General features: G+C 59.8%; 12 protein-coding genes. 5 read left to right on the forward strand and 7 right to left on the reverse strand.

From position 1 onward, the window contains the following. Positions 1–20 precede the first annotated feature (20 nt). From gspG to H8F23_RS28895, 3 genes are all read left to right on the forward strand, one after another. Positions 21–449, forward strand: coding sequence for a type II secretion system major pseudopilin GspG (gene gspG / locus H8F23_RS13490; RefSeq protein ID WP_064120121.1), 429 nt, complete (start codon positions 21–23; stop codon positions 447–449). Positions 450–463: 14 nt separating this feature from the next. Beyond that, positions 464–1,651, forward strand: a complete 1,188-nt coding sequence (locus H8F23_RS13495; RefSeq protein WP_194934698.1) for a type II secretion system F family protein — start codon at positions 464–466, stop codon at positions 1,649–1,651. A gap of 75 nt (positions 1,652–1,726) precedes the next feature. Further along, entirely contained in the window at positions 1,727–2,341 is a 615-nt protein-coding gene (locus H8F23_RS28895; protein WP_228759223.1) for a hypothetical protein, read from the forward strand. A gap of 661 nt (positions 2,342–3,002) precedes the next feature. On the opposite strand, the gene H8F23_RS13505 is transcribed toward H8F23_RS28895, so the two are convergent. Continuing rightward, the gene (locus H8F23_RS13505; protein WP_194934699.1) at positions 3,003–3,902 is read right to left on the reverse strand and encodes a LysR family transcriptional regulator; all 900 of its coding nucleotides are present in this window, start codon (positions 3,900–3,902) and stop codon (positions 3,003–3,005) included. 161 nt (positions 3,903–4,063) lie between these two features. Here H8F23_RS13505 and H8F23_RS13510 point away from each other — a divergent pair, with 161 nt between their 5' ends. Beyond that, positions 4,064–5,086 carry an alpha/beta hydrolase gene (locus tag H8F23_RS13510; protein WP_194934700.1) on the forward strand — a complete coding sequence of 341 codons (1,023 nt, stop codon included), beginning with the start codon at positions 4,064–4,066 and terminating at the stop codon, positions 5,084–5,086. A 108-nt stretch (positions 5,087–5,194) separates the two neighbouring features. Next, positions 5,195–6,622: a mechanosensitive ion channel family protein gene (locus H8F23_RS13515; RefSeq protein WP_194934701.1), complete on the forward strand. Its 1,428-nt coding sequence runs from the start codon at positions 5,195–5,197 to the stop codon at positions 6,620–6,622. Positions 6,623–6,942: 320 nt separating this feature from the next. Here the strand turns inward: H8F23_RS13515 and ycaC are convergent, their stop codons facing one another. The 6 genes from ycaC to H8F23_RS13545 all read right to left on the reverse strand — a co-directional run bounded on the left by ycaC (position 6,943) and on the right by H8F23_RS13545 (position 13,333). Next, positions 6,943–7,566: an isochorismate family cysteine hydrolase YcaC gene (gene ycaC / locus H8F23_RS13520; protein ID WP_007913541.1), complete on the reverse strand. Its 624-nt coding sequence runs from the start codon at positions 7,564–7,566 to the stop codon at positions 6,943–6,945. 70 nt (positions 7,567–7,636) lie between these two features. Further along, positions 7,637–9,475, reverse strand: a complete 1,839-nt coding sequence (locus H8F23_RS13525; RefSeq protein ID WP_194934702.1) for an amidohydrolase — start codon at positions 9,473–9,475, stop codon at positions 7,637–7,639. A gap of 43 nt (positions 9,476–9,518) precedes the next feature. Further along, on the reverse strand, positions 9,519–10,145 hold the full coding sequence (locus H8F23_RS13530; RefSeq protein WP_194934703.1) for an antibiotic biosynthesis monooxygenase: 627 nt from the start codon (positions 10,143–10,145) through the stop codon (positions 9,519–9,521). Then, positions 10,138–10,554 carry a DoxX family protein gene (locus H8F23_RS13535; protein ID WP_194934704.1) on the reverse strand — a complete coding sequence of 139 codons (417 nt, stop codon included), beginning with the start codon at positions 10,552–10,554 and terminating at the stop codon, positions 10,138–10,140. Before H8F23_RS13535 ends, H8F23_RS13530 begins: the two co-directional genes overlap by 8 nt. Before the next feature lie 221 nt (positions 10,555–10,775). Further along, complete coding sequence (locus H8F23_RS13540; protein ID WP_228759224.1) at positions 10,776–12,296, reverse strand: hypothetical protein; 1,521 nt, start codon at positions 12,294–12,296, stop codon at positions 10,776–10,778. 101 nt (positions 12,297–12,397) lie between these two features. Further along, a complete protein-coding gene (locus tag H8F23_RS13545) occupies positions 12,398–13,333 on the reverse strand; it encodes an Ig-like domain-containing protein (protein WP_194934706.1) in 936 nt (311 codons plus the stop codon). Positions 13,334–13,403: the final 70 nt, after the last annotated feature.

Below are 13,403 nucleotides of genomic sequence, written 5' to 3' on the forward strand. Positions count from 1 at the left end.
GCCACTCACGGGAGGTCATCATGAAGCTGCAATTTCGTCCGCGTGGCCAACGCGGTTTTACCCTGCTCGAATTGCTCGTGGTGCTGGTGGTGCTCGGCCTGTTGGCCGGGATCGTCGCGCCGAAATACTTCGCCCAACTCGGTCGCTCGGAAGTGAAAGTGGCCAAGGCGCAGATCGAAGGGCTGAGCAAAGCGCTGGATATCTATCGACTGGAGGTCGGTCACTACCCGTCCACCGAACAGGGCTTGCAGGCGTTGGTCACCGCACCGAGTGACGAAGCGAAATGGACCGGCCCGTACTTGCAGAAAAAGCTCCCGCAGGATCCGTGGGGACGTAACTACACCTACCGCTATCCCGGCGAAAACAGCGAGTACGACTTGCTGTCGATGGGTAAGGACGGCCAGCCCGGCGGTGAAGGTGAAAACGCTGAAGTGACCAACTGGCAGTAAACGGAGCGCGGCCCATGCGATTTCATTTGAAAGCGGTCGGCAAGGCTGGCGTGGTGTCCTTGAGCGTCGAAGCGGCGGGTGACAGCGACGCACGGCGGATCGCCGAGGATCAAGGTTTGCGGGTGCTCAGCTCGCATGCCGACAAGCATTGGCGCTCGCTGAAACTGCGCCAGCGCGAGACCTTCAACCTGGTGTTGTTCAGCCAGGAACTGACCACGCTGCTCAATGCCGGCCTACCGTTGATCGATGCGCTGGAAAGCCTCGCCGAAAAAGAAACCGCCCCCGCTGCCCGGAAAACCTTGAGTGAGCTGGTGCGCCTGCTTTATGAGGGCAAATCCTTCTCGCAGGCGTTGGGCCAGTTGTCGGCGGTGTTCCCGCCGTTGTACGTGGCGCTGGTACAGTCCAGCGAGAAGACCGGCGCGGTCGGCGATGCGCTCGGTCGCTACGTCAGTTATCGCCAGCGCATGGACGAGGTGCGGCAGAAGATCATCAGCGCCTCGATCTACCCAATGCTGTTGCTGATCGTCGGTGGTGGCGTGGTGTTGTTCCTGATGGGTTATGTGGTGCCGCGTTTCAGTCTGGTGTTTGAAGGGCTGGGCAATAACCTGCCGTGGCTGTCGCAGGTGTTGATGAGCAGCGGCATGTTTCTGCATGCGCATCAGGCTGAGTTTTTTGGCGGGCTGGCGGCGCTGGTCATTGCCCTCGCCGTCCTGCAGAAGCAACCGGCGTTTCGCCGTGGGCTGGATCGGCTGGTGGAGAAACTGCCAGCCGTGCATCAACGGATTTTCATGTATGAGCTGGCGCGGTTTTATCGTTCGCTGGGGATTCTGCTGCAAGGCGGAATTCCGCTGGTGACCGCCATGGCCATGGTCAGGGGCTTGCTCACCGTCGCTTCGCGGACGCGGCTGGATCAGGCCTGCGAGCGGGTGCGCGAGGGGCAATCGCTGTCCACCGCGCTGGAACTCAATCACCTGGTGACGCCGGTCTCGCTACGATTGCTGCGCGCCGGCGAACAGTCCGGCAACCTCGGGCAGATGATGGAACGCAGCGCCGACTTCTACGACGAGGAAATCAGCCGCTGGCTGGAGTGGTTCGTTAAATTGTTCGAGCCGCTGTTGATGACCTTCATCGGCCTGCTGATCGGGGTCATCGTGATCCTGATGTACATCCCGATTTTCGAACTGGCTTCGAGTATTCACTGACTCCCGGGAACGGGTCCGGTCCCTGCAACAACGCACTTTTACGTTCCCAACAAAACCACAAAGACGGAGAACGATATGCACATTCAAAAGCTCGTGCTCGCAATGGCCATCGGCGCAGTTCTGTCAGCGTCTACGGTGCTGATTCCGGACAGTTTGTCCGGGGTATCCAGTGCTCATGCCAAGGATGGTGGAAGTGGTGGTGGAGGCAGTGGTGGCGGTAGCGGAGGGGGCGGCGGCGGAAGTGGAGGAAGTGGCGGGGGCGGCGGCGGTCACGGTGGCAGCGGTGGTGGCAGCGGTGGCAGCGGTGGTGGTGGCAGCGGTGGAAATGGTGGGGGCGGAAGTGGCGGCGGAGGCAGTCACGGCGGTGGCGGCAACAGTGGCAGTGGTGGTGGCGGTGGCAACAGTAGCCACAGCGGCAGCGACCACGGCTCGGGGCACTCGGGCGACAGCGCCTCATCCGGCCGCAACGGCGCCCATGCTGAAGCGGGAGATGACCATGGCGTCCACCGCGCTGGTGAAGTCGGCGATGACCACGGGGTCCACCGCGCCGGTGAAGTCGGCGATGACCACGGGGTCCACCGCGCCGGTGAAGTCGGTGATGATCGTGGCGTCCACGCTGCGGCTGAAGCCGGCGATGATCGCGGCGTACATGTCGGCGGCGAGCCGGGCGATGACAAGCGCGCCAACTGATCATCAGACACACCGCAAAACCTGTGGGAGCGAGCTTGCTCGCGAATGCTGTATGTCAGCCAATGATGTTTTGACTGACACACCGCTTTCGCGAGCAAGCTCGCTCCCACAGGGTTTTGTGGCGTGCGCAGATTTCGCAGACAACCACCATCAATTGTAGGAGTGAGCCTGCTCGCGATAGCGGTCATTCAGACACTGAAACTGTGACAGACGAAACGCTATCGCGAGCAAGTTCACTCCTACAGGGTTTTGTGGCATACGCAGATTACGCAGACGACCCTTATCAAATGTGGGAGCGAGCTTGCTCGCGAATGCTGTATGTCAGCCAATGATGTTTTGACTGACACACTGCTTTCGCGAGCAAGCTCGCTCCCACAAGGTTTTGTGGCATACGCAGATTACGCAGACGACCCTTATCAAATGTGGGAGCGAGCTTGCTCGCGAATGCTGTATGTCAGCCAATGATGTTATGACTGACACACTGCTTTCGCGAGCAAGCTCGCTCCCACAAGGTTTTGTGGCGTGCGCAGATTACGCAGACGACCACCATCAACTGTAGGAGTGAGCCTGCTCGCGATAGCGGTCATTCAGACACTGAAACTGTGACAGACGAAACGCTATCGCGAGCAGGCTCACTCCTACAGTTTGATCTGCGTGTAAATCAGAGGGCGACGTGGCTCTCGTTCAAGCGTTCACGCAAAAATTCAATCAGCGCCTGCACCGGCCTTGAGGCCTGACGATGCTGCGGGTACACCGCCGATAACGTCAGCGGCTCGGGGCGCAAGTCATCCAGCACCGGCACCAACCGGCCATCCTTCAGCGCCGCGCCGACAATGAACGTCGGCAAATAGGTAATGCCCATCCCCTGCACCGCCGCATCCCTGAGCAACTCGCCGTTGTTAACGCGCATGCGCCCGGTGACATTGACCAATAACGGCTTGCCCTGCCCGGCATTGAAGCGCCATTGCACCGAACGCCCATGGCCATAAGGCAGGCAGTCATGGCTGTGCAGGTCTTCAGGCTTGAGCGGCGTGCCGCGCTCGGCGAGGTACGCCGGACTGGCGCAGTACACCCGCTCGATCGACGCGATGCGCCGGGCAATCAGCGTCGAGTCTTCGAGCACGCCAATGCGCAGCGCCAGATCGTAGCCCTCACCGAGCAAATCCACCGGCCGATCACTCAGATCGACCTCTACCGTAACCTCACGATAGCGCTGCAAGAACAGCGGCAGCAGACAGCCCAGATGCGCCACGGCAAACGACAGCGGCGCACTCAGACGAATCGTCCCTCGTGGCTCGGCAGTCTGCCCGGCGATGCCCTGCTCCACTTGCTCGACTTCACCCAACAGGCGCAACGCCGATTCGTAATAACTCTGCCCCAGCGGCGTGACGTCCAGGCGCCGAGTCGAGCGGTTCAACAACCGCACGCCGAGACGCTCTTCCAACTGCATCAAGCGTCGGCTGACGAACTGCTTGGACAGGCCTAACTGATCGGCCGCCGAGGTGAAGCTGCCGGAGTCCATGACCTGGCAAAAAATACGCATGTCTTCGAACGGGTTCATTGTCACTCTCTGGTAGACAGTTAAACGCTTTATAGCCGCTTTTTCACTTTTGAGCAGCCCATTAATCTGTGCTCACGGTGTTGCTGAGGCCTGAAGCCCAGCGCCACAGCAGCCCGCAACCCAGGCATAAAAAATCAAAAACATTCAAAAGGATTTCCACCATGAACATCGTCAAGAAAACCCTTACCGCTTCCCTCCTCGCCCTGTCCATCGGCAACGCTTTCGCCGCCGAAAACAGCGGTGTCGAACACAATACCCAAGCCTTCCTCAATGCCCTCGCCGCCGGTGGTGGCAAACCGCTTGAGCAACTGAGCCCGAAAGACGCCCGTGCGGTGCTGACCGGCGCGCAGGCTTCGGTGAAGGTGGACTTGTCCGGTGTTGAAGTCAGCGACAAGGCGATCAAGGTCGATGGCCAGACCCTCAACCTGAAAGTTGTGCGCCCGGCCAAAGTCAAAGGCGAGTTGCCGGTGTTCATGTTCTTCCACGGTGGCGGCTGGGTGCTCGGCGATTTCCCGACCCACCAACGATTGATTCGTGACTTGGTGGTGGGTTCTGGCGCGGTTGCGGTGTACGTCGACTACACACCGTCGCCGGAAGCGCAGTACCCGACCGCGATAAACCAGGCTTACGCCGCAACCAAATGGGTGGCCGAGCACGGCAAGGACATCGGTGTCGACGGCAAGCGCCTGGCGGTGGCCGGCAACAGCGTCGGCGGCAACATGGCGGCGGTCGTGGCACTGATGGCCAAGGAACAGAAAGCCCCGGCGCTGCGCTTCCAGCTGTTGATGTGGCCGGTGACCAACGCGCAGTTCGACGACGGCTCGTACCAGCAATTTGCCGAGGGCCACTTCCTCACCAAAGGCATGATGCAGTGGTTCTGGGACAACTACACCACCAACCCCGCCGAGCGTGCGCAGATTCACGCCTCGCCGCTGAATGCCAGCGCCGAACAACTCAAGGGCTTGCCTGCGGCACTGGTGCAGACTGCCGAGTTCGATGTGTTGCGTGACGAAGGCGAAGGCTATGCGCGACACCTGGATGCGGCGGGTGTAGCGGTGACCTCGGTGCGTTACAACGGGATGATTCATGACTTCGGTTTGCTTAATCCGCTGAGTCAGATTCCGGAAGTGAAAGCGGCAGTGCGTCAGGCGGCGGCTGAGCTGAAAACCCATCTGAATCCATAACAGCAAAAGATCGCAGCCTGCGGCAGCTCCTACTTTGGAATACGTTCTTCTGTAGGAGCTGCCACAGGCTGCGATCTTTGTATCGGCAGACATTGCGGAGCTTCGGTCATGAACCTTTTCTACACTCACCTGCTGTCCTGGAGCGCCGCCCTGCTGATGCTCGACGCGGTGCTCTGGCACTTCTCGCCCTTCAGCCATCGCGCCCCGAGAGTCGGTGTACGGCTGGTGCTGTTTCTGGCGTTCACGGCGCTGGTGATCAACGCCGGCGTCAGTCCGTTGCAAGCACCACAATTCACCGATGATCGCGTGGCGCAACTGGGTGCGACGGCATTGGGGATTCTCTGGTGGCTGTACGCCGCGCGGGTACTGACCGAAGTCATCGGCCTGGCGCTGATGCGCCGCATCGGCCACAGCGGCCGTTTGCTGCAAGACGTGATTGGCGCATTGGTCTTTCTGGTCGCCACCGTTGCCGCGGCCGGTTATGTGCTGGAGCTGCCGGTAAAAGGTTTGCTGGCAACCTCCGGCGTGGTCGCCATCGTTGTCGGTCTGGCGCTGCAAAGCACCTTGGCCGATGTGTTTTCCGGGATCGTGCTCAACACCACCAAGCCGTATCAGGTGGATGATTTCGTGGTGATCGACGGCGTCGAGGGCAAGGTCTTCGACATCGACTGGCGCGCCACGCACCTGCTGACCAGCGCCGGAACCATGGCCGTGGTGCCGAACTCGGTGGCGGCCAAGGCGAAGATCGTCAACCTCAGTCGCCCGAACAACATGCATGGCGTGTCGATCAGCATTCAGGTGCCGAATCACATCCGCCCGCGCCGGGTACTCGATGCGCTTGATCGCACCTTGCAGGGCAGCAGTTCGCTGTTGCTGACGCCAGCGCCGAAAGCCGTGCTGAAAGAGGCCGGCGAAACCATGTCGGAATACGTCGCCAGCGGGTTCATCGCCGAACTCGGCAAGAAAAGCGAAGTACGCAATCAACTGTTCGACCTCGCCCACCGGCATCTGGAAGCGGCGGGGATTTCGCGGCATCCGGATGGCGTGATCGAACCCTCGACTCGTGCTCGCGCGTTGCTCGATGAAGTGAAAATCTTCCGCTCGCTGAGCAGTGATGAGCGCGATCGCCTGGCGGAATCGATGGTTGCCCAGCAGTACTCGGCGGGCCAGGTGGTGCTGGATCTGGACGAGGTTCCAGAGAGTCTGTTCGTGATTGCCACCGGGGTGGTCAGTGCGACGGTGCCGGACGGCGACAGCCAGGTCGAGGCCGGGCGGATGGGGCCGAGTGAGGTCATGGGTGAGCAAAGTATTCTCGCCGATACGCCGTCGCAGGCGACGTTCACGGCGTTGACGTCGAGCATCATTTATCGACTCGACAAGAACCTCACTCGTCAGTGCATGGAGCAGCGCACGGAGGTGGGTCGGGCGTTGAACAAGTTGCAGGCGGTGCGTCAGCAGAACAGTCGCCTCGCGTTGATGGCTAAACCGGTGGCGGTGAGGAAAGGTGGGTTTTTGGGATGGTTGCAGAAGCGCTGATGCGGGGATTTCAAGATCAAAAGCCTACCCCCTCACCCCAGCCCTCTCCCCCAAAGGGGGCGAGGGGGAAAGGGAGCCGATCTCCGTTTGCTTCAAGTGCGGAGTTCGACTCGATTCCCCAGGTCGGTGTACCCCGAAAAACCCCCTCGGTCAGTCCCCTCTCCCCGAGACCGCGAAGGGAAAGGGAGTCGATCTCCGGGCACTTCAAGACCTGAGTTCGATTCGGTATCGCAGGTCGGTGTACCTCGAAAGAACCCCTCGGTCAGTCCCCTCTCCCTCCGGGAGAGGGTTAGGGTGAGGGGCTCTTCGAGATCAGCCGATTACTTGGCAGTGAACTTGGTATAGCTGTTGATCAGGTTGCGGTAGTTCGGCAGACGCTCCGACAGCAAATGCGCCAAACCTTCCATGTCGTTGCGCCAGTCACCCTGCAGCTCGCACGCCACCGAGAACCAGTTCAGCAGGTGGGCACCCGCCGCCGACATCCGCGCCCACGCTGCCTGCTGCACGGTGGTGTTGAAGGTGCCGGACGAGTCAGTCACGACAAACACTTCATAGCCTTCAGCAATCGCTGACAAGGTCGGGAACGCTACGCAAACGTCAGTCACCACACCGGCGATGATCAGTTGCTTGCGACCCGTGGCTTTGATCGCTTTGACGAAGTCTTCGTTGTCCCAGGCATTGATCTGGCCCGGGCGCTGAATGAATGGCGCATCCGGGAACTGCTCGCGCAGCTCAGGCACGATCGGGCCGTTCGGGCCTGCGTCGAAGCTGGTGGTGAGGATGGTCGGCAGCTTGAAGAACTTGGCGATGTCGCCCAGCGCCAGCACGTTGTTTTTGAATTCGTTCGGAGTGAAATCCTGGACCAGCGAGATCAGACCGGTCTGGTGATCGACCAGCAATACAACCGCATCATCTTTGTTCAGACGTGTGTAAGGAACGCTCATGGGAAAACTCCTGATGGACGGATGGATGAAGCGTGAAGCGCCGACCGGATGGCCGACGCTTTAGGGGAAATCAGAAGGCGAAGCAGGAACAGCCAAACGCGCCCCAGAAACCGGCGAAATCGCTGACCGGTGCGTTCGACATCCGCGCCTTTTCATGGCTGTGGGTGTGCACTGCACACGGCCCGCTGCACTGGTGAACCTGCGCCTGTAATGGCGAATTTGGCCGCCAGTGGCCTGGGACTTTGACCACCGGCGACCAGTCCGGCAGCACTGGAATCGAGCGCGGGCCGAGGTCTTCGAAGTCGCCAGCGGCATAAACAATCTTGCCGCCGACCACGGTCAGGACCGATTCGATCCACTTGATTGCTTCTTCCTCGACATGGAAGAAGTCCGCGCTCAGCGCCGCCAGATCCGCCAATTGGCCGACCTTGATCTGGCCCTTCTTGCCCTGCTCCGAGGAGAACCAGGCACTGCCATGGGTGAACAGTTCCAGCGCGGTGGTGCGCGGCAGACCTTCTTCGTACAAGGCCAGACCGCCGACGGTGCGACCGCTGACCATCCAGTACAGCGAAGTCCACGGGTTGTAGCTGGACACCCGCGTGGCGTCGGTGCCGGCGCCGACCGGTACGCCTTCGGCGAGCATGCGCTTGATCGGTGGCGTCGCTTCGGCGGCTTGTTTGCCGTAACGGTCGACAAAGTATTCGCCCTGGAACGCCATGCGATCCTGAATCGCAATGCCGCCGCCCAGTGCTTTCACCCGTTCGATGTTTTGCGGGGTGATGGTTTCAGCGTGGTCGAAAAACCACGGCAGACCGTTGAACGGAATGTCGCGATTGACCTTCTCGAACACGTCGAGCATGCGGCTGATCGATTCGTTGTAGGTCGCGTGCAAACGGAACGGCCAGCGCTGTTCGACCAAATGGCGCACCACCGGCTCCAGCTCTTCCTCCATGGTTTGCGGCAGGTCCGGGCGCGGTTCGAGGAAGTCTTCGAAATCGGCTGCCGAGAACACCAGCATTTCCCCGGCGCCGTTGTGGCGCAGGAAGTCGTCGCCCTGATGCAACTTGACGCTGCCGGTCCAGTTCTGGAAATCGCTCAGCTCTTCTTTCGGCTTCTGGGTGAACAGGTTGTAGGCGATGCGCACGGTCAACTGGTCGTCTTTGGCCAGTTGCTCGATCACCTGATAATCGTCCGGGTAGTTCTGGAAACCGCCGCCCGCATCGATCGCACTGGTCAGGCCGAGGCGATTGAGTTCGCACATGAACTGGCGGGTCGAGTTGACCTGATATTCCAGCGGCAACTTCGGCCCCTTGGCCAGCGTCGAGTAGAGGATCATCGCGTTAGGCCGCGCGACCAGCATGCCGGTCGGATTGCCGTTGGCATCGCGAACGATCTCGCCACCCGGCGGGTTCGGCGTGTCGCGGGTGTAGCCGGCCACGCGCAGGGCGGCGCGATTGAGCAGCGCGCGGTCATACAGGTGCAGGATGAACACTGGTGTGTCCGGCGCAGCCTGGTTGATTTCTTCAAGGGTCGGCATGCGCTTTTCGGCGAACTGGAATTCGTTCCAGCCACCAACCACGCGCACCCATTGTGGGGTTGGCGTGCGGTCAGCCTGATCCTTGAGCATGCGCAGCGCGTCGGCCAGCGATGGCACGCCTTCCCAGCGCAGTTCGAGGTTGTAGTTCAAACCGCCACGGATCAAGTGCAAGTGCGAGTCGTTGAGACCCGGAATAACGCAGCGGCCATGCATATCGACCACTTGCGTGTTCGGCCCGCGCAGGGCCATGGCCTGGTTGTCGTTGCCAACGACGACGAAGCGGCCGTCGGTGATGGCCACGGCACTGGCCAGCGGTTTGGTGCGGTCTACGGTATGAAACTGGCCATTGAATAAAATCAGATCGGCGCTCATCGCAGTTCCTCAAGCAAAGTGAAAAGAAGCAAACCCCGCGCGCTCAGCGTGGCGAGGTCTCTTGGGAATCGAGGTGTTCATGGGCCTGGCTGGCTTCGAGCCACGGCGCAAACAAACGGGTGACCGGCGGCATTACCACGTAGACCACCGACAGGACGATGGTCAGGGTTATCAGGAACGTGGCGACCACGTAGTTGGAAAGCAGCGGATGCAGCGCCAACAGCGGCCCCCAGATCAGCGGCACCAGCAAGGTGTGCGGCAGAATCACCAGTAGCGTGACGACCGCTTGCTTCCAGCGCGGCGGCGGCGAAGCGGCATCGGCCAGTGGTGTAAACCAGAACTCCTTGATCGGCGCGACTTCAGTCTGATCGCCGTCAGCCAGCATCGGCGCCGCTTCGGCGACCAGTGCCTGACGCTGCGGCGACTCCAGCCACCCCTGCATCGCTTCAGTGGAGCTGAAACGCAGCACGCAAGTGTAAAAATCGAGACGCCCGCGCTTGCCGCGCACCACGTCCACGCCCAAATGGCCTTCACGCTGGCTCGCGACGCGGACGATATTGCGCAGCCAGGCCTCATACGCTGACTCGAAACCGGCCTTGACCCGGTGCTTGATGATCAGCGTGACCGTCTCATCGGCCCCCGGCGTTTGTGGATCGAGGACTTCAGGCATAACGCAGCACTCCGGGCAAACGAACAGGAATCACCAGCCGTCCCGGCCCGGCGATCAACACAGTGGTAAACAGGATCAACAGCAACCAGCCGAACTGCCCTTCGGCCACACTCCATTGCGGATGCACGACCAGCAGTGCTACCAGCAGCACAAAGAGAATAGGCAAGCACGCCAATCGCGCCAGCACCCCGGCGACGATCAGTAGCGGACAGAGGACTTCGGCGAAGATCGCCAGAATCAGGGTGAGGTGGGCGCCGAGGTGGAACGGGTCTTCGATCAGTTGCAGTTGCGCGGTGAAATCCAGCAGCTTGGGCAAGCCGTGCACCCACAGCAAAAACAACCCGCCGCTGACCCGCAGGAACAGCAAACCGATGTCGCGTGCCTGTTCATCCCGTTGAGAAACGTGCATGGACTCACCCGTGAATAATTATTGGGTGAATCATGCCGGGGTTGGGTGGGAGGAAATTGGATGGGTGTGCTCAGTTCCACGGCGTGCCAGGATTTTTGAAACACCGCTCCCACAGGGGTTTTGCGTGCTTGCTGGAATTTTGTCAGGGATTTAAACCGCTGGGATATCCGCGGTGCCGCCATGGACGGGTCTGAGTTCGTCGAGTGCATTGGCCGCCGTGTTCACTGAGCGTTACCACGGGTCAATGCCGGCTGTTCCGGACTCAACCATTGATCGGCAGGATCGTAATCGAACCTATAGCTGCTGCTCGTCGTGTTCCAGCTCACTTGAACGATGGGCAGAAAGCGTCCTGTCTGCTGGAAGTAATCCCACTGAAAAAACCGAGCCTTCGGGCGTCCCGAGGCCGCGACATAAAAGAACGCTTCCAGCGGCAGTTGCGCAGGTATGTCCTGAGGCCAGTTGGCGATAATGACTTCGTTGTGTATTCCCTGATCCGCCGCAGTCAACCTGGATCGGGCCTCAACACTCACCGCGAACTCGGCCTGGGTACCCCTGAGACTGCAGCCGTGATATCGACTGGGCTGTGCGTAAAAATGAGTGATAACCGCATCCACACCACTGATTCCTTGCTCATCGCACGGTTTGCTTTTTTCGGGAGATTCAGAATGACCGTTGCAGCTGTCGCTTCGATAAAAAGTGGCACCATCGAAGGGGAAAGAGCAACGTAACGTCAGCGGATATGCCGTCGGAAAGGCCAGTTCTTTCATGATCAGGCCTTCATTTTTTGCCCATGCAAGACGGGGCAAATGCACATCCGCCCGCAGATAGGAAAAAGACACACCATTGCGCTCGATCGAACCGGGGCTTGGGTTCCAGGCATGAAAGTTCGGTGAGGCGTCGGTGGTGCGGATCAGCACACCGTTGCAGTTGTAAGCGGCGGTATTGCCCCGGCATGCCATCGACGTATCGGCGTAACGAGCATTGAGTCGCGCCGCCACTTCATAGCCACTGTAAACCTGCTCCTTGAGATCGAAACCGAACACGGCATCGGGACCGTACATCAGGTCCGTACGCATGATGGGCAGCCAGTCGCCGGTCGCGATGAAGTAATCACGCTGATCTTTCTGCGCGCCGAGTAACGCGGCGGGTTGCGTCATGTCGTAGTACAGGCCTTGTAGCGGCAGTTGTTTCGGTGCACTGACATCCCAGTTGCGCAACTGCACCTGCATCGACCGAGCCGACCATTCGTTATCAATGCCCTGATGTGCCAGCAGGCTGGCCCTGAACTGTGCCGGGTCAAGGCTGCTCAATGAACACTGCTTTGCTGTTTGTAAATCCTGCTGATGAAAATGCGTCAACCAGCTCTCGGCATCGGTCACGCCTTGGGCAGCGCAAGAACTGCTGTCACGTCCTGACGTCACTGCGCCGCAACCAAAGTCCGGTCTATCGTCATCCAGTGCCAGTTCGAATGGATAGGCACATAACACGTTCAGCGATTTACCCAGACCTATGGCAGTGAATGAATCACTGAAGACAACGCCGTTGGCTGATGACAAGGTGCGAGTCCCCAAGTCACTGCGCAGATAAACCAAAGCCTCGGCCCCCAGTTGCGTGGCGACCTCACCGTGTTTCCAGAACTCAAGAGCCGGATCACTACCGCGCACCAGCACCCCGCTGCAAAAATACGCCGGGTTGGCGCCTGGGCATTCTGCCGTGGTGTTCTGATAGCGTCTGTTGAGCAACTGCGCGGTTTCCGGGCCGGTGGCGGCGAGGATCGGACCGCTGAGCAACAGCAATGCCAGCAGGTATCGGGTTATCTGCCTCCGTGCGCCTTGCATGGCTTCTACCCCCTGCCCTTTTGACGCTTCGCTTGAGTCGCACTAACCCCGAGGACCTGCCAATACGTGTCCTTGTTGTGCGCACTGGCATTGTCATTGAAAGAATCGCCGTTAAGGTCATAAGTCCACGCGGTACCGCCACCCAGATCTTCGCCGGTCCATACGGGATAATTCAGCCACTCAAGGTAATCGGTCACCGGGCCGGCGTCGGGGAAGTACAGCGTCCACATGCGTTTGATCTGGGTCAGCGTGACCGGCTGCAATTTTGCTGTTTCGCACAGTGTGAGCATCCCTTGAAAATCCGCACTGTGGGTAAGGAAGTGCACTTCAACAATGCCCTTCACAGTCAACGGGTAGGTTCGGGTCTGGCTCTGGCTGTCGGTGGCGCTGATCGTACAGTCGCCATTGCGTCGGGCGCTGACTTCGCCCGTCTGCTCATCGACACTGGCAATGGCCGGGTCGCTGCTGGTGTATTGATAGGGGCCACTCCCCCACTGCGCCAGTCGCGTCATTCGGGCGGCGGCGGGTAACTTGACCGGCGGTTTGTCTACTGACACCACGTGGTTGTGTGCGCTCAGATCGAGGGTCGCTTTTGCGTCAAAGCCCGACTGCAATACGAGATGCAGTGGCTGCGAATCCACCAGATCGCCGCCATAAAACTGCACTTTGTATTCAATCAAGACGATGTCGTTCGCGTCGGCGATCAGTGCACTGCCGGGCACGGTAAATGTGACGTCGTTTCCAACAGCGGTCGAAGCAATCGGGATGTCATCGGTGTATTCCTCACCAACAAACAGATACACACGATCACGGTAGGCCATGCCGGTATAGGGTTTGATTCTCACAGTCACGCCTTTGGCCGGAATGTCTGCAGGATCAAGTACATCGCCGGGCGCTTCGTCTACTGACGGTTTAAGCGGGGCGTTGGTTTCTTTGCGCATGGCGACACCTCACACGGTGCTCTGTCGAGCACCGTATTTCGGGGTTGAAGGAAGGCTCAATGGCAGGCGT

Origin of the sequence: Pseudomonas neuropathica (assembly GCF_015461835.1) — a bacterium.
GTDB lineage: Bacteria > Pseudomonadota > Gammaproteobacteria > Pseudomonadales > Pseudomonadaceae > Aquipseudomonas > Aquipseudomonas neuropathica.

Bases quoted from the DNA above. Each gene is read 5' to 3' on its own strand.
- gspG (WP_064120121.1), top strand. From the start codon at position 21: ATGAAGCTGCAATTTCGTCCGCGTGGCCAACGCGGTTTTACCCTGCTC.
- H8F23_RS13495 (WP_194934698.1), top strand. From the start codon at position 464: ATGCGATTTCATTTGAAAGCGGTCGGCAAGGCTGGCGTGGTGTCCTTG.
- H8F23_RS28895 (WP_228759223.1), top strand. From the start codon at position 1,727: ATGCACATTCAAAAGCTCGTGCTCGCAATGGCCATCGGCGCAGTTCTG.
- H8F23_RS13505 (WP_194934699.1), bottom strand. From the start codon at position 3,902: ATGAACCCGTTCGAAGACATGCGTATTTTTTGCCAGGTCATGGACTCC.
- H8F23_RS13510 (WP_194934700.1), top strand. From the start codon at position 4,064: ATGAACATCGTCAAGAAAACCCTTACCGCTTCCCTCCTCGCCCTGTCC.
- H8F23_RS13515 (WP_194934701.1), top strand. From the start codon at position 5,195: ATGAACCTTTTCTACACTCACCTGCTGTCCTGGAGCGCCGCCCTGCTG.
- ycaC (WP_007913541.1), bottom strand. From the start codon at position 7,566: ATGAGCGTTCCTTACACACGTCTGAACAAAGATGATGCGGTTGTATTG.
- H8F23_RS13525 (WP_194934702.1), bottom strand. From the start codon at position 9,475: ATGAGCGCCGATCTGATTTTATTCAATGGCCAGTTTCATACCGTAGAC.
- H8F23_RS13530 (WP_194934703.1), bottom strand. From the start codon at position 10,145: ATGCCTGAAGTCCTCGATCCACAAACGCCGGGGGCCGATGAGACGGTC.
- H8F23_RS13535 (WP_194934704.1), bottom strand. From the start codon at position 10,554: ATGCACGTTTCTCAACGGGATGAACAGGCACGCGACATCGGTTTGCTG.
- H8F23_RS13545 (WP_194934706.1), bottom strand. From the start codon at position 13,333: ATGCGCAAAGAAACCAACGCCCCGCTTAAACCGTCAGTAGACGAAGCG.